23 protein-coding genes are annotated in these 24,294 nt (G+C 40.3%); 18 read left to right on the top strand and 5 right to left on the bottom strand.

Translation table 11 applies throughout. The features are described from left to right. Window positions 1–135 precede the first annotated feature (135 nt). From AY605_RS11060 to AY605_RS15115, 3 genes are all read left to right on the top strand, one after another. Window positions 136–1,983: a mechanosensitive ion channel gene (locus AY605_RS11060; protein ID WP_064096438.1), complete on the top strand. Its 1,848-nt coding sequence runs from the start codon at window positions 136–138 to the stop codon at window positions 1,981–1,983. 68 nt (window positions 1,984–2,051) lie between these two features. Next, on the top strand, window positions 2,052–2,219 hold the full coding sequence (locus AY605_RS15120) for a hypothetical protein (protein ID WP_171254957.1): 168 nt from the start codon (window positions 2,052–2,054) through the stop codon (window positions 2,217–2,219). Between the two features lie 129 nt (window positions 2,220–2,348). Continuing rightward, window positions 2,349–2,501, top strand: a complete 153-nt coding sequence (locus AY605_RS15115) for a hypothetical protein (RefSeq protein WP_171254956.1) — start codon at window positions 2,349–2,351, stop codon at window positions 2,499–2,501. Between the two features lie 29 nt (window positions 2,502–2,530). On the opposite strand, the gene AY605_RS11055 is transcribed toward AY605_RS15115, so the two are convergent. Then, the gene (locus AY605_RS11055) at window positions 2,531–3,730 is read right to left on the bottom strand and encodes an NAD(P)/FAD-dependent oxidoreductase (RefSeq protein WP_064096437.1); all 1,200 of its coding nucleotides are present in this window, start codon (window positions 3,728–3,730) and stop codon (window positions 2,531–2,533) included. Between the two features lie 193 nt (window positions 3,731–3,923). On the opposite strand from AY605_RS11055, the gene AY605_RS11050 reads away from it, so the two are divergent. Beyond that, window positions 3,924–4,247 carry a DUF4870 family protein gene (locus AY605_RS11050; protein ID WP_064096436.1) on the top strand — a complete coding sequence of 108 codons (324 nt, stop codon included), beginning with the start codon at window positions 3,924–3,926 and terminating at the stop codon, window positions 4,245–4,247. On the opposite strand, the gene AY605_RS11045 is transcribed toward AY605_RS11050, so the two are convergent. Next, complete coding sequence (locus AY605_RS11045; protein WP_064096435.1) at window positions 4,238–5,119, bottom strand: 1-aminocyclopropane-1-carboxylate deaminase/D-cysteine desulfhydrase; 882 nt, start codon at window positions 5,117–5,119, stop codon at window positions 4,238–4,240. The genes AY605_RS11050 and AY605_RS11045 overlap by 10 nt on opposite strands. A gap of 184 nt (window positions 5,120–5,303) precedes the next feature. Between AY605_RS11045 and AY605_RS11040 the strand changes: the two genes are divergently transcribed. After that, the gene (locus AY605_RS11040) at window positions 5,304–5,486 is read left to right on the top strand and encodes an NF038215 family lipoprotein (protein ID WP_064096434.1); all 183 of its coding nucleotides are present in this window, start codon (window positions 5,304–5,306) and stop codon (window positions 5,484–5,486) included. Window positions 5,487–5,588: 102 nt separating this feature from the next. Then, entirely contained in the window at window positions 5,589–6,212 is a 624-nt protein-coding gene (locus AY605_RS11035; protein WP_064096433.1) for a LysE family translocator, read from the top strand. A gap of 70 nt (window positions 6,213–6,282) precedes the next feature. Here the strand turns inward: AY605_RS11035 and AY605_RS11030 are convergent, their stop codons facing one another. Further along, a complete protein-coding gene (locus AY605_RS11030; protein WP_064096432.1) occupies window positions 6,283–7,470 on the bottom strand; it encodes an ammonium transporter in 1,188 nt (395 codons plus the stop codon). A gap of 357 nt (window positions 7,471–7,827) precedes the next feature. Next, window positions 7,828–8,808, bottom strand: a complete 981-nt coding sequence (locus tag AY605_RS11025) for an MBL fold metallo-hydrolase (protein ID WP_064096431.1) — start codon at window positions 8,806–8,808, stop codon at window positions 7,828–7,830. Between the two features lie 266 nt (window positions 8,809–9,074). On the opposite strand from AY605_RS11025, the gene AY605_RS15415 reads away from it, so the two are divergent. From AY605_RS15415 to AY605_RS11010, 4 genes are all read left to right on the top strand, one after another. Then, entirely contained in the window at window positions 9,075–9,191 is a 117-nt protein-coding gene (locus AY605_RS15415) for a hypothetical protein (protein WP_404793566.1), read from the top strand. A 608-nt stretch (window positions 9,192–9,799) separates the two neighbouring features. Next, on the top strand, window positions 9,800–10,471 hold the full coding sequence (locus tag AY605_RS11020; protein ID WP_064096430.1) for a CsgG/HfaB family protein: 672 nt from the start codon (window positions 9,800–9,802) through the stop codon (window positions 10,469–10,471). Window positions 10,472–10,483: 12 nt separating this feature from the next. Beyond that, window positions 10,484–10,864: a DUF4810 domain-containing protein gene (locus tag AY605_RS11015; protein WP_064096429.1), complete on the top strand. Its 381-nt coding sequence runs from the start codon at window positions 10,484–10,486 to the stop codon at window positions 10,862–10,864. Next, window positions 10,861–11,541, top strand: coding sequence for a DUF799 domain-containing protein (locus AY605_RS11010; protein ID WP_064096428.1), 681 nt, complete (start codon window positions 10,861–10,863; stop codon window positions 11,539–11,541). Before AY605_RS11015 ends, AY605_RS11010 begins: the two co-directional genes overlap by 4 nt. Before the next feature lie 44 nt (window positions 11,542–11,585). On the opposite strand, the gene metG is transcribed toward AY605_RS11010, so the two are convergent. Then, entirely contained in the window at window positions 11,586–13,643 is a 2,058-nt protein-coding gene (metG, locus tag AY605_RS11005) for a methionine--tRNA ligase (RefSeq protein ID WP_064096427.1), read from the bottom strand. Between the two features lie 183 nt (window positions 13,644–13,826). On the opposite strand from metG, the gene AY605_RS11000 reads away from it, so the two are divergent. The 8 genes from AY605_RS11000 to AY605_RS10965 all read left to right on the top strand — a co-directional run bounded on the left by AY605_RS11000 (window position 13,827) and on the right by AY605_RS10965 (window position 24,276). Beyond that, on the top strand, window positions 13,827–14,630 hold the full coding sequence (locus AY605_RS11000) for a hypothetical protein (protein ID WP_064096426.1): 804 nt from the start codon (window positions 13,827–13,829) through the stop codon (window positions 14,628–14,630). A gap of 386 nt (window positions 14,631–15,016) precedes the next feature. Continuing rightward, window positions 15,017–15,805 carry a hypothetical protein gene (locus AY605_RS10995; RefSeq protein ID WP_064096425.1) on the top strand — a complete coding sequence of 263 codons (789 nt, stop codon included), beginning with the start codon at window positions 15,017–15,019 and terminating at the stop codon, window positions 15,803–15,805. 294 nt (window positions 15,806–16,099) lie between these two features. After that, window positions 16,100–17,365 (top strand): iron-sulfur cluster carrier protein ApbC, encoded by a 1,266-nt coding sequence (apbC, locus tag AY605_RS10990; RefSeq protein ID WP_064096424.1) that lies wholly within the window; start codon window positions 16,100–16,102, stop codon window positions 17,363–17,365. A gap of 260 nt (window positions 17,366–17,625) precedes the next feature. Continuing rightward, a complete protein-coding gene (locus tag AY605_RS10985; protein WP_064096423.1) occupies window positions 17,626–18,219 on the top strand; it encodes a LysE family translocator in 594 nt (197 codons plus the stop codon). Window positions 18,220–18,342: 123 nt separating this feature from the next. Further along, window positions 18,343–18,912: a dCTP deaminase gene (dcd, locus tag AY605_RS10980; RefSeq protein WP_004280726.1), complete on the top strand. Its 570-nt coding sequence runs from the start codon at window positions 18,343–18,345 to the stop codon at window positions 18,910–18,912. A gap of 208 nt (window positions 18,913–19,120) precedes the next feature. Then, window positions 19,121–21,223, top strand: coding sequence for a hypothetical protein (locus AY605_RS10975; protein ID WP_064096422.1), 2,103 nt, complete (start codon window positions 19,121–19,123; stop codon window positions 21,221–21,223). Between the two features lie 11 nt (window positions 21,224–21,234). Then, complete coding sequence (locus AY605_RS10970; protein WP_064096421.1) at window positions 21,235–21,957, top strand: hypothetical protein; 723 nt, start codon at window positions 21,235–21,237, stop codon at window positions 21,955–21,957. Window positions 21,958–21,990: 33 nt separating this feature from the next. Then, window positions 21,991–24,276: a hypothetical protein gene (locus AY605_RS10965; RefSeq protein WP_064096420.1), complete on the top strand. Its 2,286-nt coding sequence runs from the start codon at window positions 21,991–21,993 to the stop codon at window positions 24,274–24,276. Window positions 24,277–24,294: the final 18 nt, after the last annotated feature.

Below are 24,294 nucleotides of genomic sequence, written 5' to 3'. Positions count from 1 at the left end.
GGTAGTGCCATCTACCTGGTGTAAGTCTGAAAACATCAAATCCAAATATGAATCCGGAAGAAGAAGGGGCTGATTGCTTCAGGGACATGCCCCGATTTCAGATAAATAGCTTAATAACAATGAGGGTAGAACAACATGAATGATTATATGAGAAGCCCGCGTGGTGGCTTCGATGCAATGTACTATTGGGATCAGTTTTATCCCATTCTTAGTGCAATTGCCATCTTAGTAATTGGCTGGATCATTGCGTTACTGGTTTCGGCAGCTGTTAAAAAGCTCTTGCAGAAACTGGGGACCAATACACACTTAAATACGGCGACAGGCCATCACTCTAATGTAGAAAGTATTGTTGCCCGTGTCGTATTCTGGATTATTCTGATTATTGCCGTGATTGGTGCACTGAATGTACTGAATCTTACTGGTGTCAGTGGTCCATTCAGTAATATGATCGAGCAGTTCCTGTTATTTATCCCGCAGTTACTAGGTGCAATTGCAATTGGATTCATAGGCTGGATTGTAGCCAATCTGGTCAAGATGGGATTGCAGAAGGTACTTGACCGAACGCAACTGGATGAAAAACTCAGTGCGGAAGTAGGTGTCAGTCCGATCAGCCAAAACATCAGTCAAATTGTTTACTGGTTAATCCTGTTGCTATTTTTGCCAATCGTACTCTCGATTCTAGGTCTCAACGGTCTGTTGTTACCGGTTGAAAATATGCTGACTGATGTCGTAAGTTATTTACCAAATATCTTTATTGCTGCAGTGATCATTTTTGTCGGTTATATCCTGGCTAAAATTTTACGTGGTATCGTGGAAGGACTGGTAAATAGTTTTAATTTACAACAGCATGCTGAAAAAGTAGGAATTTTTAAAAACTCGAATGTCGCCCAGGTAATTGGTACATTCATCTTCGCCGTGGTCATTATTACTGCGCTCATCGTTGCATTTGAAGCACTGGGTATCGAGGCAATTTCTCAGCCTGCTACAGCCATGCTGTATGAAATCATGAATGCCATTCCAAATATCATCGCTGCTGCGTTGATTCTGATACTGGCTTATGTGGTGTCTAAACTGGTTGCTGCTCTGGTAGTTGAAGTAATCGCCGGTACAGGTGTTGATGAAGTTCCTGCCAAACTGGACCTCCAGCGCTTTTTAGGAACGACTAAACTTTCAAGTGTAGTCGGTTACCTGATCGTTTTCTTCACCATGCTATTTGCAGTGTCCGAAGCAGCGAATCGCCTTGGCTTTGAACAGATCAGTGGCCTGATTGCGATGTTCATCTACTTTGGTGCCAACATCCTGCTAGGTGCGGTAATTCTGGTTATCGGTTTCTGGTTGGCCAATATCGTCGCCAATATCGTACAGCGCGGCGAATACAAGAGTTCACACTGGTTAGGGAATCTGGTTCGTGTTCTGATCATGGGTCTGGTTGTAGCAATGGGTCTGCGTGCCATGGGTATTGCCGATTCAATTGTTAACCTGGCATTCGGTTTAACTCTAGGTGCTGTAGCAGTGGCATTTGCCTTGGCATTTGGTCTGGGCGGCCGTCAACCTGCTGAGCGTGTACTTACAGATCTGATTGATAAAGCCAAACGAGAAGCTAAACATCCAAATCCGGTCAAAGACAAAGCTGAAAACAGTATATTCTCTGGCTTAGGTGGCAAAAACCGTACTACCGGAACAGGTACTAATGATTCTTCAATCACAACTCCAGGAGCAGGTATCGTGCCAAATCAAGACTCAGATAATACCCCTATAGATGACGATTTATCTCATACGACACCAGCAATCCTTACGACTGCACCACAGGATGATGAGTCTTTGGGGATTGATCCAGTCTCGGACGAGGATCAAGCTGTACCGGATTCAGTAAAAGTCGATCCGACTCATCCGCCAGCCAATAATCCATTTGGTTCAACCGGAGAAAAAGAGCCGAATGTTGATATTGACCGTTCTACCCAAAACAAAGATGACCTGAAATAACCTGTTATTTCTAAGAGAAATCGACCACGCTTATGTGGTCGATTTTTTTCAGTCCTAAGGAAAATTGCATGAATACCAAGAAACCCAACAAGGTCCTGGCGCCTTTAGTCATCGCAGGAATTACCATTGGTTTTTTTACTGCTGCCTACCGATTTATTTTTGTGAAGAGCAAACAGGACGAACAGTCTGAGCAAGAGCTGGAAAAGGAACTTCCTGAAACTGATGAATTTAACTAAAAGTGAAATCCAGCTTCGTACTTAAAAATAGAATATGGTCTTTAAAATATATATAATATTCAAGTGAATACTAAAATGATTTTGGTATTCTTCTTGCATTAAAAATATAAGGACAAGGAGATCAACAATATGTGGAAAGCACTACAGCATACATTCATTGCATCTACAGCAGATGAACTGCCATTACATCTGCGAGAAGCAACGCGAAAAATGCAGCTTGCGATTAACCGTTTAGAAAGTACGGCCAATCTCAACCTGTTTAAAACAGATTATCTGGAATGAATAAAGTATTAATCCAGATCATCTATTGATTAAACATATTCCGATGCGGCATGCGCAGATGACCATGCCCATTGGAAGTTATAGCCACCTAAATGTCCGGTGACATCCAGAACTTCACCAATAAAATACAAGCCTTTCTGCTTTTTACTTTCCATGGTTTTTGAGGATATTTCAGTGGTATCTACACCACCCAAAGTCACTTCAGCAGTCCGGTAACCTTCAGTTCCGGAGGGTTTCACTTCAAAACCATGCAGACGCGCCGTAATCTGTTCCAGCTTATCATCACTGATGTTACCGATTGAAGTTTCTGCAACATCCACCCAGATCAAATTCTGCAATTCCAGAACCACACTTTTCGGTAAATATTCATTCAGTAGCGTACGTAGCACGACTTTCGGCTGGCTTTGTTTTTTGGATTTGAAAAAATCCAACAGATCAACACTTGGAAGGAAATCTACCTTAAAACTCTGACCAACATCCCAATAGTTGGAAAGCTGCAGGGAACTTGGTCCACTTAAGCCGCGATGGGTAAATAGCAGCGCTTCGGTAAAACTATTAAGCTCATTAGAAAGCGTTGCTTCTACCGCATTACCACTCAAACGCGTGGTAACTTCTTTAAATCCATCAGAGAAAGTAAAGGGGACCAGTCCGGCACGGGTTGGATAGACATGATGTCCAAACTGTTTTGCGATTTCATAGCCAATTCCTGAACCGCCTAAAGTAGGAATCGATAAACCGCCAGATGCCACCACGACCGACTCAACTTCAAAATACCCCAAAGACGTTGCAACCTGGAAACCTTGATCATCTACCGCATTGACTGCTTTGACTTCACAACTGGTTTTAATTTCGACCAGACCGGTTTTATCGCATTCTGCCAATAGCATTGACAGGATATCTTTGGCACCATTTAAGGTAAACAACTGTCCATGTTTGCGTTCCTCATATTCGATGCCATATTCGCACACTAGTCCAATAAAATCCCAGTTGGTATAGCGAGTCAGGGCTGAAATGACAAAATGCGGGTTGTGTGAAATGTAATTTTCAGGTTCGACATACAGATTCGTAAAATTACATTTTCCGCCACCTGACATCAGGATTTTTTTGCCTACTTTATTGGCTTTTTCTACCACTACGACTCTACGCCCACGTTGCGCAGCCATATACGCTGTCATTAAACCTGAGGCACCGGCGCCTATGACGAGAACATCATATTGCTTGGAAGACATCACACACTCATGGGAGAACAAAAGGAGAGCATTATAGACAATTTTATTTCAGCTTTCTCTATTCCAGAAAAAACAGTCCCTGGATTGCAGATGTGCACCCGATTTTAAACATAAAATATTTGAAAGCTGCTTAAAACTCATGCATAGTTTTTTTACCAACTCCATAAAAAGCATAATAAGAAGGAAAAAGCGAATGGCAAGTGCAGATGATTTAAAACAATATAATCTGATTACTTATATCCTGTATATTTTAGGATTTATTATTGGTGTTACACCATTTATCGCGATTGTGATGAATTATATCAAGCGTGATGAAATGCGCGGAACCTGGCTGGAAAGTCATGTCGATTGGCAGATTAAAACCTTCTGGATCAGTTTGCTAGGCTATATCATCGGAGGCTTGTTGACCATGATTCTGATTGGTTTCCTGATCGTGTTTGTAGTCTTTATCTGGCATATTTACCGCTTGGTCAAAGGGTTAATTGCCTTGAATAATAATCAGCCGGTTCAGGCCTGACTCGGAGCAAAGGGAACATTACGGCCTTGCAGACCACCGCTATGAATCACCAGCAGTCTTGATCCAATCGGAAAATAATTTTTATCGATCAAATCTAAAATCCCCATCAGCATTTTGGCGGTATAGACCTGCTCCAGTGGAATTGAAAACCGGGATTCAAAGTTCTGAATAAACAGCATCAGTTCTGGTGAGGTTTTAGCATAACCCCCACAACAGTAGTCATCGAGAATATTCCAGTTGGTTTTGCTGGTGAGTCGGGCGACTTCATCTTTTAAGAATGAACCTTTGAGTGCTGAAAATCCCAAAACCTGCTGATGGGCCTGACTGGCTTCAATCAAACCTGTAATCGTTCCGCCAGTTCCTGCCGCACAGCAAATGACATCAAATTGAGTATCATCTTCTTTTAGAATTTCCTGACAACCTTGAATGGCCAATGCATTGGTTCCACCTTCAGGAATGACAAAATGCCTAGGAAATTTTTGTCCCAATTCCAATAAATAATCAGCCTCATGCTTACGTCGATATTGTTCACGACTGACAAAATGCAGTTGCATCCCGAATTTTTGGGCGGTGGCTAATGTTGGATTCAATGGTCGATCAGCCAGTTCTTCCCCTCGAATAATTCCGACAGATTTAAAGCCAAAGTGCTGCGCAGAAAATGCAGTTGCCGCAATATGATTGGAGTAAGCGCCTCCAAAACTCAGGATATGCTGATAACCTTGTCTTTGCGCTTCAAGAAAATTATATTTTAATTTAAAGAACTTATTTCCCGAGATCTGGGGATGCACCAGATCCAGACGCCGTATGGTCACAGAAATATCTCTAATAAAAATCTGTTGATCGGGGATATTTTGAGCAATCGTTTCAAACATAAAAATCAAGACAGTAGGTTGTTTTACCCGTATGACGAAGGTAATAAAAGAATTAGAGGCTTAGGATAGGTTATTTCTTATAGCTAGACATCGGTTTTGATGCAGAATGTCACAAATATTTTGCTGATTATTTGAGCAGGAATGTTAATCTAGAAATAGGAACTCCCTTGAGGAGGGTAGAATAATGAAAATATTATCCTATGCTGTTCTAGCCGGTGTACTGCTTGGTTTATCGGGCTGTGATGATGCGATGAATAAGCCTAAAACCGAAAGCCGCACAATGATCATCGGTGGTGTGCCTGTCCATGATCGGGATTATAAGATGATAGACTCCTCGGTGACCGCACGAGATCAACTGAAACAATAAGATGACCTCATGAAATATTAAGAGATTTGTGTAGAAATATTAAAGCAAAATTAATTATTTTTACTTAAAATAACGCATTCATTTTTAAGCTGGGATAGTCACGTGGAATCATTCTGGATTTTAGGTTCTATTGCTTTCGCCCTGATGTTAGGTGCGATGAGTCCAGGGCCGACTTCTATATATGTGGCAAAAAATTCAATTGCGATTTCACGTAAGCATGGCTTATTCACCGCTTTAGGTACGGGGACTGGGGCTGCCATTTTTGGTCTGTTGGCAGTGCTGGGCTTACAGGCATTTTTACTGGCTGTACCTTCCGCCTATCTGGCCTTAAAAATTTGTGGTGGTTTATATCTGCTCTGGCTGGCTTTTAAAATTATTAGACATGCCAAAGATCCGATTGAGGCAGATGCTGCCATTACCAAGCAGATGTCGTTACGCCGTGCGTTTACCACCGGTTTGATTACACAATTGTCCAATCCCAAAATTGCCATTGTATTAGCCAGTATTTTTACTGCGCTATTACCTAAAGAGATTCCAACCCATTTTTATTTTGTTTTACCCATCTTGTGTTTTTTTATTGATGCAGGCTGGTGTTCTCTGGTGGCAGTGGCATTGTCTGCAGAAAAGCCGCGTCGTGTTTATTTGAAATTTAAGGCCATCTTTGACCGCGCAGCAGGAGCAGTGATGACCGTATTAGGTTTGAAGCTGATTTTTGGGATGAAGTAATTATTTCTTATAAGTTCAGCTTATAGATATAAAAAAAGCCCCTATTGTTGGGGCTATTTTAATTTGGTCGTTAAAAAATATTATCGTCGGAGTTGGCAGAAATCCGGTGAATAGACAAGTCTGCACCCATAAATTCATCTTCCTGACTCAGACGAATACCGATGCAAAATTTAAGCAAACCATAAACCAAGAAGCCACCTGCCAAAGCAGTAATAATCGCCAGAGCTGTACCAAATAGTTGTGAAAGAATAGAAACACCTCCGATGCCGCCTAGCCATTGCTGACCGAAAATACCAACTGCAAGACCCCCAAAAGCACCACATACCCCATGCAAAGGCCAGACTCCTAATACGTCATCGATCTTGAGTTTATTTTGGGTATAGGTAAAGAGTTTCACAAAAATTATGCCGGCACTGATGCCGATGAAAAGAGCACCAAGCGGATGTACCACATCAGAGCCTGCACAGATCGCTACTAGTCCGGCCAATGGTCCATTATGCAGAAAGCCCGGGTCATCTTTACCTGCTATTTTGGCAGCAATAGTTCCCCCTACCATTGCCATTAAGGAATTAATCGCAACCAGTCCGGAAATAGCATCGAGGCGTTGTGCGCTCATGACATTAAAACCAAACCAGCCGACAATCAGAATCCATGAACCCAAGGCCAAAAAAGGAATTGAAGAGGGCGGATGTGCAGTAATCCGGCCATCATTTTTATAGCGGCCATGACGTGCACCGAGCAGAATTACTGCAGCCAATGCGATCCAGCCGCCCATGGCATGCACCACCACTGAACCTGCAAAATCATGAAAGCTGGCACCGAATGTATGAGCCAACCAGTCCTGAAAGCCTAAATTACCATTCCAGATCATGCCCTCAAAAAATGGATAGATCAGTGCAACCAGAAATAATGTCGCTAAAGCTTGAGCACGCATGTTGGCACGTTCTGCAATTCCTCCTGAAATGATCGCTGGAATGGCAGCAGCAAAGGTGAGCAGGAAGAAACAGTGCATCAGGTTATAGCCATGATCGGCTGCCAGCGTATGGGCATCGTGGAAGAAATGCTGACCATAGGCAATATAGTAACCCACTAAAAAATAAGCGATGGCGGAGATGGCAAAGTCAGTTAAAATTTTACTTAAGGCATTCACCTGATTCTTATGCCGAACTGTCCCTAGTTCTAAAAAAGCAAATCCTGCATGCATGGCAAGCACTAGAACTGCACCCAGAAGAAGAAATAATAAGTCTACATTTTGCATTGTGCGTTCCAATTTAGTGCGTAGAATCACAAAAAAAACCCAGTATATAGAGGCAAACTGATTCGAAAAGAGGCAGGAACAAGGGAAATTTTGATGAAGAATTTCTTGAAATTGATAAGACTCGATATAAAGCACAATACAATTTTTGTGCACCAAACTAAGCCATGGCAAAAATTCATAAAGTTGAAATTTATATTATATTTTTAGATGTTTATATTTATCGTAAGAAAAACGGTGCTAAAAAAGCGTGCTAAAGGTGCACATGAAAAGTGAAAGATTTTAAGAAAAAATTTAAAAATAAATGAAACCCTAGAAAATTAGGGTTTCATGTTTAGATCAAATTATTGAAGTATTCAATTAATCTTTAAAATGTACCGGAATCCACTGATAGCTTTTACTGTCCGTAGAATAGATATGACCAATGCCCGGGAAAGGTAAATGTGGTGCTGCAATGGTCTGGCCCTGTTTTGCATATTCAGCAAAATACTTTAAACGGGTATCTACTGCTTTTTTGGGATCTATATCAAAATCTACCGCAGTCTGTGGACGGTCAAACTGAATACTGTGCGAATGCACGATGTCCCCAATAAACACCATTTCCTGACCTTGTGATTTTAAGCTAAAACCAAAATGTCCCGGTGTATGTCCAGCCGAACTGACTACATTGAAATTCTGAATCTTGTCGCCAACTTTGAAGGTTTTTAGCTGATTCTTGCTTTGGTAGGGAGCAATGGCATTTTTAATTTTATCGACTGTGTTAGTAAAGCTTGCTCGTCTTTGCTGCGGCAAACTTTCTACGCTTTTCGGATTCATCCAGAAATCCATTTCAGGTTGGGAAATATAGATGGTCGCATTTGGAAAATTTGCCACGCCATTATTGCTAATGCCACAGACATGATCAGCATGTAAATGGGTTAATAAAATTGCCCCGACCTGTTCAGGACGATAACCTGCTGCTTTCAGATTGGTTAGAACCGAACCAAAATTGGGACCGTTACAGCTAGAGGCACCGCTATCTACCAACACAAGTGTTGAGCCGGTATTGACCAGAAAAGCATTTACAGAAGTTTGAATGCCTTTAGCCTGATCGATATAGTATTTTTTTAAAATCTGATCCGCCTGGACTGGCGGAATATCCTTAAATAAAGCTTTGGGCAGATAATTTGTGCCATCCAGCAGGGCGGTGATCTGTAAATTTCCAAATGGATATTGATAATAACCGGCCACCTGTTTCTGTTGAGCAGGAGATACAGGTTCAGCAGCTTGACTGTGGATACTCACCCCTAAAACAGACAATGAAAATAGAGAGGTGAAGAGGGAAGTTTTTAAAATATTCATGACAATTCTTATGTTGTGGAGTTTGTTCTATGTATTAGCATGTAAACTACGGAAAAAGAATATAAAAACATTTACTTTTTTTTAAAGAGAGATAACGAATTGAACATCTGTACTAAGCATTAAGTTGAAAACTGTATATTGATTTTTTTCTAAAAATAAAATGTCTTTATTTTAAAATATTTTTATAAATAAATTACTTAGATAAGTTTCACTTTTTTAAAAAAGCCCGTTAACATGAGATATCACGAACAGCTTTGGGTATCAATATGAGTTTTTGGAAAAGAAAAAACAATGCCAGCTTTGTATTTTTTATCATTACCTTGTATGGGCTGATTGGTTTCGGACTAGGGTATGTCATCTGGGAATTTATCCTGCAAGGCTAAGTAAACCCAGCAATAAAAAAGCCTCTAGAGATAGGGGCTTTTTTTATGTATTGATTAAGTCTTAAAGCATAGATGGATTTAAATAGTTTGTATCATCAAGTAGTGCAGTGATTTGGTGGTGGTAACCAGCAACTTATTTTTCTTAGGGGATTGATTCGATTTCTTGAGCTTAGGGTAAAGCTATAAATAAGCTAAGCGTTAATGCAGTTATGACGTTTTCTTGATTGAATATTTCATCGTTATTTTATCTATTACAAAGATGTATCTTTTTTAGCATGTTTCTGAGGGAGGCTTATAGGCAATAAATAAAAAATTCTCAATTTAATAATAGAGCGTATACATGAATTTTTTGAGACTTAGCTTATCAGGACTTTACTCAGTGTTTTTATAATTATTTTATAGAAAAAATACCTGCTATTACCAAGGTTTACTCAGTTATATAGGTGTATTTGTTGATTATAAAAGAAGAATAAAGTTAATTATTTGAATGCATGCTAATTATAAAAACAATATTGTTAATTTGTTTATTATGTGGAGATATTGTTTATTTATTGTTAATATTGTTTTTGAATTAATAAAAATTTCTTTAAGTCAAAAGGATTAGTATTTTGAAAAAAACAGCACTCGTTTGTTCTTTAACCTGCTTAGCTTTAACAGCGTGTTCAACAACTGAGACTTCAAAAACAATACAAGCCCCACAAGTAACGGCCGCAACTGCACAAGTAAAGTATACGGGCGCTAAAACTGCAGTTTCTATTGGAAAATTTGATAACCGGTCAAGTTATATGCGCGGGATTTTTTCTGACAATGTAGATCGTCTGGGGGGACAAGCAAAAACAATTTTAGAAACCCATTTGCAGCAAACGGGTTATTTCTCTGTTTTAAATCGTGATAATTTATCTGAATTGCAACAAGAAGCAGGATTTGGAAAATCAACGCAATCAATTAAAGGCGCACGTTTTGTATTAACAGGAGATGTTTCTGAATTTGGTCGTAAAGAAGTAGGTGATCATCAATTATTTGGTGTATTAGGTCGTGGTAAAACGCAAATTGCTTATGCAAAAGTTAATCTTAACGTAGTTGATGTGAAAACTGCAGAAGTGGTTCATTCAGTACAAGGTGCAGGTGAGTATGCGTTAAGTGAGCGTGAAGTACTTGGTTTTGGTTCAACCGCCTCTTATGACTCAACATTAAACGGTAAGGTTTTAGATTTAGCTGTACGTGAAGCAGTGAATAATCTTGTGCTTGATTTACAGACTGGTAAATGGTCGAGCAAGTAATAGGATTATTCCATGAAAAAGATATTTTTATTACTTGGTGCTGTGATGTCACTAAGCTTGGTTGGTTGTGCAAGTGGTCCTCAATCTTTATATAGTTGGGGTACATATCCACAACAAACTTATTTGTTGTTAAGTGTTCCTGAAAAAACTTCTCCTCAAGAGCAGATTGCTAAACTGGAAAAAGATATAGAAAAGGCTAAAGCTAAAAATGCGGCTGTGCCACCAGGTTTATATGCACATTTAGGGCTATTAAATTTAAATCTTAATAATGGTCCGCGAGCAGTAGAGTATTTTGAGTTAGAGCGCCAAGTTTATCCAGAATCAACTGTATTGATGGATCGTTTACTGAAAAAAATGACAGGTCAAACTACTGTTGCAGTAGCGAAAAAATGAAACAGTTAAAACGTTTATTCGCTTTAAGTACAGTAACATTGTTATTTGCAGGGTGTGCGGTTGCACCTAAAAATACCCGTGATTTAAGCAGCTATACCACGCATATGCCAAAGTCTATTTTGGTGATGCCACCTGTGAATGAATCTCCTGATACACGTGCAACTTATAGTTATTGGTCAACAGTAACTGTTCCTGTTGCAGAAGCAGGTTATTACGTTTTCCCTATTAGCGTTGTCGACACAATGTTTAAGGAAAATGGTGTTTATAACGGTTCTGATGCTCAAACAGTAAGTGCCCAAAAGCTACAAGAAATTTTTGGCGCTGATGCCGCTCTATATGTGAAAGTAAAAGAGTATGGTTCGAAGTATCAAGTGATTCAAACGGTAGCTACGGTAGCTGTAGAAGCTAAATTGGTCGATTTAAAAACTGGTCAGCTTCTTTGGGAAGGTTCAGAAAAGCAGATCCTTGCTAACAGTAATAATAATGCTGGTTTAGTTGGGATGCTGGTTGGTGCTTTGGTGGATCAAATCTCGAATCATTTAAGTGATAAGGCGTATGTACTATCAGGTACGGTAAGTCAATTGTTGTATTCGCCACGGTTAAATCAGCAAAAAGGTTTGTTATATGGACCAAGATCTCCGAATTTTTCACAGAATTCGATAAGTCCTCAGCAGTAAAAAATCCCCTCAATTGAGGGGATTTTTATATTTAGGTCTAAATCTTAAGAAACCTTATCACCCGGTTTAGCACCAGATTCAGGTGAAATCACCCAAACCCCTTCGCCATTACCGGCAGCTAAAACCATACCATTTGAAATACCAAAACGCATCTTACGTGGCGCAAGGTTAGCCACCATCACCACCAATTTGCCTTTCAGGTCTTCAGGTTGGTAAAACTCACGAATACCACTGAACACGTTACGTGGTTCAGCTTCACCAACGTTTAAAGTGAGTTGAAGCAGTTTGTCAGAACCTTCAACCATTGCAGCTTCAAGAACTTCAGCCACACGCAGGTCAACTTTCATAAAGTCTTCGATGCCAATAATTTCAGCTTCGCCAACTTTAGGCTCAGGTTTTTTCTCAGCCTTCTTCTCTTTTTTCTTTTCTACTTTTGGTGCTTCAGCAGGAGCCGCTAAAGAATCTTTAGATGCATCCACCATAGCAGCAACAGCTTTTGGATCTACACGTTGCATCAACGGCTGGAACAAGGCAATTTCATGACCCACTAGAATTGTTTCACGAGAAGCAAAATCGAAGCTTTCAAGTTGCAAGAAATCTTGAACCTGTTGAGCCAGTGTCGGCAATACAGGTGCTAAATACACTGCCAATTGACGGAACAGGTTAATACCCACAGAACATACGTCATGTACTTGTTGTTCTTCGCCTTCAATCTTCGCAAGTACCCAAGGCTTTTTCTCATCAATATACTGGTTGGCTTTGTCCGCAAGTGCCATGATTTCACGAATCGCTGCCGAGAACTCACGGTCTTCGTATGCTTTTGCAATAGAATCACCCGCATCAATAAAGCTTTGAACCAGTTGAGGCTCTGCACATGTTGCACTTAATTTGTTATCAAATTTGGTATTGATGAATTTTGCACAGCGGCTGGCAATGTTGACTACTTTACCAACCAGGTCGGAGTTCACTTTTTGTACAAAGTCATCCAGGTTCAAGTCCGAATCTTCAACTTTGTCTGAAAGTTTCGACGCGAAGTAATAACGTAGATATTCAGGGTTTAAATGCTCTAAATATGTTTCAGCTTTAATGAAGGTACCACGAGATTTAGACATCTTCTGACCGTTGACTGTCAGGAAGCCATTTACGAATAAGCCTGATGGCGTACGGTAATTTGCACCTTCCAGCATTGCCGGCCAGAACAGGGCGTGGAAATACACGATGTCTTTACCAATGAAGTGATAGACCTCATTTTCAGAATCTTTTTTCCAGAAGTCGTCAAAGCTTAAATCAGGACGTTTAGTCTTGATGTAATTTTCAAAACTCGACATATAGCCAATTGGCGCATCGACCCACACATAGAAGTATTTGTTTGGCGCATCAGGAATTTCAAAACCAAAGTAAGGCGCATCACGCGAGATATCCCAGTCGTTTAAACCATTATCAAACCATTCGTCCAGTTTGTTGGCAATCGATACCGGCAGGCGACCTTCGTCACGGGTCCATTTTTGCAGGTATTCACCAAAATTTGGCAATTTAAAGAAGTAATGGTCTGATGATTTCTCAACAGGTGTTGCGCCACTTAAAGTCGATTTTGGATTCAGTAGTTCAGTTGCGTTATAAGTCGTACCACACACTTCACATGAATCGCCATATTGATCTTCAGCCTTACATTTCGGACAGGTACCTTTAATGAACCGGTCTGACAGAAACATGCCTTTTTCAGGATCAAATAACTGCGTTACAGGACGCACAGCAATATTGCCAGCTTCACGGTTTTTGATATAGATTTCTGAAGCACGGGCGCGGTTGGTATCACTATGCGTAGAATCATAATGATCGAAATGCACACCGAAACCGTCAAAATCACGGATATGTTCTTTTTGCACATTGGCAATTTGTGCTTCAGGTGAAATGCCATTCGCTTCGGCACGCAGCATGATCGCTGTACCATGAGCATCATCCGCACAGACATAAGTCACGTCATGACCCATCGCGCGCATGGCACGTACCCAAATATCTGCTTGGATATAGCCAAGTAAGTGACCCATATGAATCGGGCCATTGGCGTAAGGAAGGGCATTGGTGACTAAAATTTTACGCACGGATTCACTCTCTCATTCGTATTTTATGCAATGGGCGATAATTTTACATGAGATGGAGAAGACTTGCATAAGGCTTTTGGTGAATTCTTTTTCAATAACAAAGTTGCATCGAGATGAAATGCTACTTTATGGCAAAATTATCGGGGATAATAGCTCATCCGCTATTTGCTTGAGTGCTTGACCATGTATGACGATTACGACGACTATGAAGACGATCAACCCGTCACGCGGATTAAATCGAATATCAAACAACAGACTTTAGGCAAACGCATTCTTGAAGATGCTCAAAGCTATTTAGAACAAATCTCGCAAGGCGAACATACATTTTTAATCGAAACCTTGCGTGATCTGGCACAGCAAGATGAATACTTTAATGTGTGGGCAGATCAGCTCGATCAACCTGTCGGTTCAAAAGTCGCCAATGATGCCTTGAACCTGATGCACTTCTGGCAACAGAGGCATCGTCATGAAGATGTCCAAACCTTTCATTTATTTGATGTCATCAATAGCGAAGACTTTCAAAAAGAGCTGCTCACGGCTTTTGATGCGATGCAGATAGATGAAGCCCATAAAGCCTTACGCCGTCCAGTGATCATTGAAGCCTTTAAAATGTATAAATTGGGCTGTTATGCAGGTTGTGTGCCTTTGCTCTATGCACAGCTTGAAGGCTTATTGACCGATGTGCTGATTCAACAAGGCTACTTAAAACAAAATGGAACCAAGTTTGTTGATGTCTATAAAATTGTTCCCGGTTTAAAAGGCAATGAAATTAAGAGTCTGTGGCATAAATCGAAAATTGCCACGGAAATGAATCCATACTTTGCCGAACTGGCAGCCTATAAGATGGATTCAAGCTCGAATGTGACCGCAAGTCGTCATAACATTTTGCATGGCACAGATGTGGCACATTTCACCCAAGCGCGTAGTTTTATCCTGTTTATCTGGCTGTTCTCGGTATTAAGTTTTATGAGTACCGTGCGTGCTTAAGCTAAGATCTCTGGTTACCAGTAGTTTTAATCATCCTGTAAAGGTTTAATGTAGATTAACACCAAGCATCCTTTAGCTTTAACAATCAGGCTATAACAGTATTTGAATGGGCGAGCTACAGGAAATGCGATGTCAGAATGACAGAAAAATGTTTTAGCAGAAGTGTAAAGAATGAAGATGAACAGAATGTTCAAAACACAAATCACGATTTTTTGCGGCTGGCAGTGATTAAAGTTTGAGATCGTGAGGTTTGTGCTATCTGATGCAATGATCAGCAACAACATGTACAGGCTTTGTTGCAGTTTGCTTAATTCAGCTACTTCATTGCATGCTTTGTGCTAAAAAATTGTCTGATAATTTATTTATGACACCTTAGGAGGGTACTCATGACTCAGAATAACCAGACAAGTACTTCAAAGCAGAACCAAGATAAAGAACAACATGCACGTGAAATGAATGATCAGGTTTCAAAAGAGCAAAAGCAGAACGAGATCGATAAACAGCATAATCAGGAACACAAGAATGGACAAAATGCCCAGACCAATGCCGAGGAGAAGTCTGATACTCAGCATAGCAGCAAAAATGTAAATACTGAGCAAAAAGACAGTTCTAAAGAGAATGAGTCAGATCAAAAAACTGAAAGTTTCAAAATGGATGACTTAAAAGCCAAAGCAATTGCAATTGGTGAGGAGCTTTTGCAAAAAGGTGAAAAGCTTCTGAATGAGCTAAAACATGGCAAATCTGACAGCCAGAAAAATGGTGAGCAAGAGACAGATCACGCGAAAAAGGCCAAAGCCGATCATAAATCTCAAGACAAATCATCGGATAAGTCAGATAAACAGAATTCTAAAGATGATCAGAACGATCAGCAGGCCGGTATGGCAAATTTGAAAGACGAAGCCATGCATAAGTTTGAAGATACTAAACAAAAAATCACGGAATTAGTAAGTGAAGCTTCTGTTAAATTCGCCGAGCTGAAACAGATGGCGACGGATACCATGAACAAGATGAAGGATACTCAAGCTAAAGACAATGATGCTGATCAGCAGAAAGACGCGAAAGATACAGATTCAGCAAATAATTCCGAATCCAAAAAAGATGAATCAAAACAGGATCAGGATAAAAACACCAAGGAACAACAGGGCAAGTCTGAAAACAGTAAAAATCATAAGTAATTTATGATCATAGAGCCACTTTAATCACAGCAGGTTAGAGTGGCTTAAAATATAGAAACCTAATATAAAAAATAATGTTCACATCAAAAATAATATGTCTTCATTTACTTCTTTCTCATTCATTTTTCATTATTTATATATGCCAAGATTTCATGAAACATTTTATAAAACCAAGTGAAATAGTTGGAAATTGAACATATCTGTTTCATCTTCTCCAATACAGTGCTTAACCTTCGCCTAAAACCCCGTTAAACTACGCCATTCAGATGTCGATCTACATTTTTGGAGTAACCTATGTCGTGGCTTTCTTCGCTTAAATCGGTTTTTTCGCCTTCCAAGGAGGTGAACGAAGAAGCTGTGCAGAACGTACTGCAAAACTATATTTTGCCAAATTCCAGCAATGCCTTGAAAGATCGCATTACACAGGTCAATGTACAGGGTGAGATTCTGCAAATTACCCTGAATACCTATCCAGAAGAAAAAGAACAACTGCAACAGATTCATGATGAGCTGGCAGAAGCTTTGCAAAAATGTGGTATTCAAGAGTTAAATATGCATGTGATTCAGCAAAAAACCGGGCCTAAAAGTAAAAATTCGGGTGATTGCGGCCATAACCATGCTGCAGGAGAAAGCTGTTCAAGCCAACCTGCAGCACCAGTAAAACCAGATCTTCCTCCTGTGGTGGATGCTTCGGCTCAACCTGAAAAGGCAGAAGATGCTGATCCGAATAATCCACCGATTCAAAAAGCTGCACCACAACAGCGTGATGTCCCGAAACATCCTCGTATTCAGAATGTGATTCTGGTGTCATCTGGCAAAGGTGGGGTGGGTAAATCGACTACTACTGTCAATCTGGCCTTGGCTCTAAAGCAAATGGGCCTGCGGGTAGGTGTACTAGATGCCGATATTTATGGTCCAAGTATTCCGACCATGCTCGGCAATGCCGGTAAAACACCGATGATCGAAGCAGAGCAGTTTGTACCTCTTGATGCCTATGGAATGGCAGTGTTATCGATTGGACATTTAACCGGTGATCACAATACACCGGTTGCTTGGCGTGGTCCAAAAGCTACGGGAGCATTAATGCAGCTCTTTAATCAGACTCTATGGCCAGATCTGGATGTATTGATGATCGACATGCCGCCTGGCACGGGCGATATCCAGTTGACCTTAGCACAGCGTATTCCGGTGACGGGTGCTGTAATTGTGACAACACCACAAAACGTGGCCTTGCTGGATGCGACCAAAGGCATTGAGCTGTTTAACCGTGTACAGATTCCAGTCATGGGCGTGATTGAAAACATGTCGACCCATATCTGCTCAAATTGTGGTTTTGAGGAACAGATTTTTGGTACAGGTGGTGGCGATAAACTGTCTGAGCAATATCAAATTCCATTACTGGGCCGCTTACCTCTGGACGCTAAAATTCGTGAAAATGCCGATGCAGGGAAACCTTCCGTGATTGCAGGGGACGAGGCAGCAGATAGCTATATGTTAATTGCAGAGAAAATCGCAGCACAGTTACCAAAAGCGGAAAAAGATCATAGCCGGATATTTTAATTAAAAGACAGAAAATTAAAATCATTAAGCCTTAACTAAAAGTTAGGGCTTTTTTATTATTCATTTTTAAAATAGCTCGATTTAAATGATTGAAATTGACTGAAATGACTGTCTGGTTTTTACTCTAAATTATTATATAGATATTTGAATTTATTGAATAAAAATAGATTTTGGTTGGGTTTATATCTTCTCTTACAATTATTTTTTTGCAGCTTTGACTTAACTATTCTATGCTACGCGGATTAGAGCGAGGTCAAACTATGATTTCATGGTTTTTTATTGGTTTAGTGGCAACCATTCTTTTAACACCAGGCCCAACCAATACCTTATTGGCATCTTCAGGCATTCAGGTCGGATTTAAAAAAACATTTCGTTTAATTCCTGCTGAAGCCTTTGGTTATCTGATTGCTATCAGTTTTTGGGGTATTCTGATCGGGAAAATTTCCGTTCATCTTCCGCTGTTACCGACCATTCTCAAACTTTTTAGTGCTGGCTATATTCTGTTCCTTGCTGTGAAATTATGGCGGACTGCAGAGCTGAGTGAAAATTTTGATAAGGTCTCAATTCGCGCACGTGAATTGTTTTTAGCAACCTTACTTAATCCCAAGGCACTTTTGTTTGCCTCAGCCATTTTTCCTGTGATTGTCTGGAAAAGCAGCCAACATTATGTGGCTCATATGCTCGTTTTCTTGCTTTTACTGATCCCGATTGCATTCTTCTGGACTTTTTTAGGCTCAATCCTAGCCAGAAAAAATAGCCGCTGGCTCAATCAGAAAAACCTGCAGAAAACGGCTTCGCTGGTGCTAATGAGCTTTTCTATTCCTTTAAGTTATTCTGCACTTTTAAGTTTATAAGCTGATCTCGATCAGCAATTTTTGGGCAACATGAGCTCTCAGACTTTCACTTATTTTCATTAGTGGCAATTTCAGTTAAAGTACGTCGCAATAACTTGTTCTTAAGATTTTTGGATTATATCAATGGCAATTAAGTCTGATCGTTGGATTCGCGAAATGAGCGAAAAACACGGCATGATTGAACCGTATGCAGAAAACCAGGTACGTTTGGATGAAAATGGTCAAAAGCTGATTTCGTATGGCGTATCCAGCTACGGCTATGACGTGCGTTGTGCACGTGAATTTAAAGTATTCACCAATGTGCATTCTGCAATTGTCGATCCGAAGAACTTTGATGAACGCAGCTTTATTGATATCGAGTCGGATGTTTGTATCATTCCGCCGAACTCGTTTGCTTTGGCGCGTACCATCGAATATTTCCGCATTCCCCGTAATGTTTTGACCGTGTGCTTGGGCAAATCTACTTATGCGCGTTGTGGCATCATTGTCAACGTGACGCCGCTTGAGCCAGAGTGGGAAGGACACGTAACTTTAGAGTTTTCAAATACTACCAATCTTCCTGCGCGTATTTATGCAGGTGAGGGTGTAGCGCAGATGCTGTTTTTTGAATCTGATGAAGTCTGTGAAACCTCATATAAAGATCGTGGCGGTAAATATCAAGGTCAGACAGGTGTTACTTTACCAAAGACCTAATTGCTTTAAGCTATTGAATGACGGGACTTTATGTCCCGTTTATTTTTTTGAGATTTTCATTCATCGGAAACTGCTATTTTTCGCCTAATTGGCTTTGGCATCTGTGTTAAAAATCAGCATAATGGATTCCGCATAACCATAAAAAAAGACGCGGCTGGGAAGCTGAAGTATAAAGGTGCGGAGCATCAGATAAAAAGGAAAGAGCGAGATGACTCAGATCAAAGCTATATTAAAATTTCGCAAAAGTTATTTGGCGATGACCATCGGTTTCAGCCTGTTGCCTTCTGCACATGCGATGCAGGAATTATCAGACTCTTCTCTTTCTGACACCACTGGTGAGGGTGTTGCACTGGTACTTGATGATTTTAAAATGGTGTTTCAGGGACCCAAAGATCTTTCTGATGGTTCCAGTTACGCGAGAGGAATTCAAAATCCGGGGCAGGCTGATACCGGTTTTATTCGGATTATTCCAACCGGCGAAAACTATAACCAACTTGGTCAGCGTGCTTACGATAAAATTTATAAAACCTCTTATGACAGCAATGTTCTCCAAGGCAAAATCGATAGAGGGTATAACACCTTATATACTTCTACCTATAATTCCACTTATGACACGAATTATAGAAGTTTATACAGCACTTATACTCAGCCTATTCCTGATAAATTAACTGCTGAAAGAACCAAATTACAATCTGAAATTCCTGACCGTTATTTTAATTCAGATACAATTATTCAACGCTATTTTAATGAGCGACATAATTACTATCGAGCGGGTACTAATGGGGGATTTCTGGGTGGTGATGATGATGCAAAAGTTATAAATGATGGTACAACCATTTATAAAACACGTCCTGTTAGTGAGGATCCCACAGGGGTTTTGAAATATGCTGCAAAAGCCCTGGAATATGCCACTACAAATACCTATGAAATGATTCAGTTACTGTATGGTGGTCGTGCGGGTGAAGCAAATACAAATTTAACCAATTCTACTTTTTATAAAAGTTTGAATAGTTTCACGCGTAATAATACTATTGGGGCAGAAATTACTACTTTAGTACAGCGACTTAGCGATGCATCATATGCAGCAGCAACTATCCGCGCTAAATTTGAAGCAGGACAACTTGCAGAAGCAGAGGCTAAAAGACTAACAGAAGAACTTTATACAAGCATCCTTAGAGATGCGAGAACAGCTGCTTTGCTAGAGGCGAAAAATACTCCCGTCAGTTCCCTAAGAACCAAAGCAGATGTATTTATTTATGGTCTGGCATTATCAAAAAGTGATGGTTCTCTAAGCACGCGATATAGTAATCAGGGTTTTAGTTGGGGATCGGCAGATAATCCCTGGTTATTCCGGGCAGGAACTGAGAATGTCAAACAGTTTAAGGATGCTGCTAAAGATGTAGGTTATATTGCTTTGGAAGCCCCATTAAGCCCCATCGCAGGCGTCGAAAGTGATAATAATATCAAGCTGGGCTTCTGGAGTGATATTTTTGCTCGCGCGCTTGACTCCTCTAATCTGGTAGATCCTATAACAGGTGGGCCAACATCAGGGCTTGATACGGATTACCGATTAAGAACCCAATTTGTTGCCAATGGTTTGAGTTTCAATGGCTCGCAAGTTCGTTTATTTCAAACCCTGGAATCTGATAATAAGGATTACAGCCAAACCTTAGGTATGACAAGTATAATCCGGCTAAATACTAATGACCGGCCAGAAACGCTCAGCAGTAGCGATGCTAATCTTAACAGTAAAGGTATTCGTCTCAGTACTGCAGCAAAAACCAATGCACTTGATGGTGATGGACCGACTCCGGCTTTGAACGGCAGTGTTGCTCCGATATTTCATGATTCTGAAGGTTTATATCTCTATAGTCCTAATATTAACTTGGTGCTCGGTAATATGTACCAGCCTTTTGTAGTCGGTTCAGAAGGTAATAATATTATTTTAGAAGTGACACGTATTCCTAAAATTCCTGCTATCTATAATCAAATCTATCAGAATTATGGAGGCGGACTGGGAACCACCGATCTAAAGGGTTCAACCTGTAATGTCTATAGTTGTGGTACACCAATTAAAAATAATGCTGCAGATACTAGCGCACTTTATCAGGGGCGCAATGCGACTCACAGTAGCATCTCGATAGGGACTACAGAGCGTGTCCCGGGGACCAATATGCTGCGAGCCAAGGATGGTGTGAATTCAACAGGAATCGTATTTAAAAATACTGATGGTGTAAGTAAGAATTTTGGATCTGCTGTCATTGATGGTGTCCTGATTCAGCATCTGAAAATTAAAACAACTGGTCTATAAAGGAGTATAAAATGTCCAAATTAACCATATTCTGTACATTATTGTGTACTTCTATGATCAGTTTTGCCGGATTGGAAACCCTTGATCAGCAAGAGTTAACCGATACAGTGGGGCAGGGTGGAGCTGACCTTAGCTGGACTTTATCCTTGAACCATATCTATGCAACAGATTTAAGTAAGGCTCAAATTTCCCGGCTTAACGGAAGTGGTAATCCGCTCGAAGTATTTTATGTTCTAGATCCCACCGCTTGTGGAGCAACAAAACAATTTTGCCGTCTGGCAATAGCGCCAAATAACCATGTTGATGCCAATGGAAATAAGAAGTGGTTAGTCTTTAAAGGCATTCAAGGCACAATTCAGATTGATAAGTTTTCAATTGATGGTACAACCATTATTAATCACCGTAATGAACCACAGACGGCGATGCAAATAACCTTTTATGATAACAAGCCTTTAAAAATCAGGAACTTGGGTTTTAATACGGTTTCGATTGAAACGGGCACAGGTGCTGGCGCCTTAGAAGGTTATGCCAATACAGGTGTTTATAGTACCTATACTGGCCGTATTTATAATGCTGATGGAACTTATACAACCGCGCCCCAAGATGTTCCTTCGTTTGATAAAGGGGCTGAAAAAGGATTTATGGGGTTGAACGTGCATGGAAATCTGCATATGTCAGGCAATTTGAAAATATTTGGTTATAACTGTACAGGTGGAGCACAAAGCCGTTGTTAGTAACAACGCCAAGTACAGCATAAGGATATAGAAATGAAAAAAACAACAATAAAGTTGAAGTTGCTGACGGTATGCATGTGTCTTATACAACAAAGTTATGCACTTGAAATTATCGAAGAGCAGGAATTGAGTGAGGTGACTGGACAAGACGGTATGGTCATTACCCATGAAATTTCTAAAGCCACTATTGCCCAAGTGAATTGGTACGATCCAAACTTAAACCCCAGTACTAAAATGGGTTTAGGTTTACATAATTTTGAAATTACTGGAAAAAATAATAAACCAATTATTAGTCAACTTGAAATAGATGTAGGTGCCACACAACAGGGAGCTGGTCTCCGGCTTGCAGCAAGTATTTCCCCATTTCAAGCCACTGCAGATTTAAAGTTGGTAAAGGTAGCCTGTACCACTAATCCATGTAGCCAATCTGCGAATAGTATTCGGACTGCTGGGGAACAATCTAATCAAAGCTTAGGTGTATTGGGGATGAGTACTTCTACACCGCTGAGTGTTCTATTACAAACCAGTGCAGGTTTATTTAATAAGGACTCAATTGCCAGTATCGATTTTCAGCTTAAAAATGCCACGATTAGTCATAAATTAGGTGAAAATAGCTTAATTCTAAATGACTTTAATTTTAATTTCGCGGGTCAGGGATATATGTATATTGACCCGGCTGAAGGTGTGGTGCTCACTACGAGAAACGGTAATCAAGATCATTATGTGGATCTTAAGCGTGCTGAAGATACAACTGATCTCGTGGCCGGTCGGGTTAATCCGACCAATCCTGGGGTCAATATAGACTTGCGTTATAACACGCCAAATAACGAACGTAAAAATATTATGCGTTTAGGTGCTTCGGGTGCTGTGACCAATGCAAGGTTATCCATGAATGCTGATCAAACCCAGATCGGTACTTTTGATGTGAGTAATAAAGTAAATGGGGTACTGGAGCGTCAGGACAAAACTGCCACAGGATACAGTAGCCTGGTTGGGGAAGGCGGGTTGAACCTGGGATTATCTGCGGATTTTACTGGTGCTAATAGTACCGGACGTCCAGCCACTATGGCCCCAACAACATTTGAGATTGGGCATACTGGTAAGGGAAGTCATGCTGTGCAATTTTCTAATATCAGACCATTGACTACACGTAATGCTGACGGAACCTTACATGGTAAAAATGCTTATATCGACTTTGGCAATTTATATATAAATACCATTACTGCAAAAAGTCTCGATTTTATAATCAATGAAAATATGCAAAAGACGCTAGGCAGTAGTAGTAATGTGCTTAAACAAATACTCAGTACTACCGCGAATGGAGAAGATTTTGCCTTTATCGCCGTGCGTGGAATGGATTTTCAATCCATTGCTGCGAAAGCACGCTTTATATCAGATAACTCTTTGGCGGAAATTGGTGGGGACGGAGGTTCTTGGGGAATCGGTATTCCTATCTATAATTTGAATGCCAATGTTGCCTTGTCGGGAACGACTTATGGAGCAGATAATAAGCAGGCAATTGCTTATAACATGATGGTATCTACAGAAGGTTACGGAATTGATAAAAAAACCGGTTTGCCAAGCACAACCTCAATTATATTGATTGATGGCAAGAATGGCGATCATGGTGAGGCAGTTAACTATTATGCTGGTTTTAGGAATATCGATGCCCTGATCAAGTCGGAAGGTATTATTGGCTATGAAGATGAAGGTATTTATATTCGTGCCGATAAACTGCTGATAGGGGCTAAAGCTGAGCTTGCGATTGGTCAATTACCAGGCTCTAAATACAATTGTACCAATGCATCGGTCGCTAAGTGCGGGGGCTATGTGCCGTACAATAATTTTTCTAAACGTGATGATGTTTTGACCAATATTGCTTTTAAACTCGATGGAAATGGCGAGCTCCTCATCATTCCAGGAGTGGATCCGACCAGCGATTCACCAGATACTAATTTTTTATCTTTTGATGCAAACTTTAAATTCAGACCCCTTACTGCAGAAGAAAATGCAGACAAAAATAATCTGGGGAGCTATTTTAGTATCGTCAATGAAGATATGGATTCAACCGGCGCATTAAAAACTTCTTCAATTAACTTTAACCGGATGGAAGGTCATTTGGGTGTTAAAGGAAAAATCCGTGTCAGTGCCGATACAGTAACTTTAGATAATCAGGTCAAACTGAATTATACAAATAATATTGCGACACCATTTAAAAGCAATTTTGCAATGGCCACCAATGGCAATATGCAAAACATAGCAAATATTGCGCTGACTGGCGGGACGATTCGTAGCACGATGGGTATTACGCCACGCTAATAAGAATATAAGGACATT

Source organism: Acinetobacter sp. SFD (assembly GCF_001647575.1).
GTDB classification, from domain to species: Bacteria; Pseudomonadota; Gammaproteobacteria; order Pseudomonadales; family Moraxellaceae; genus Acinetobacter; species Acinetobacter pecorum.
Note: the sequence above shows the minus strand (reverse complement) of the source record. Positions and strands in the feature narration are given on the sequence as shown.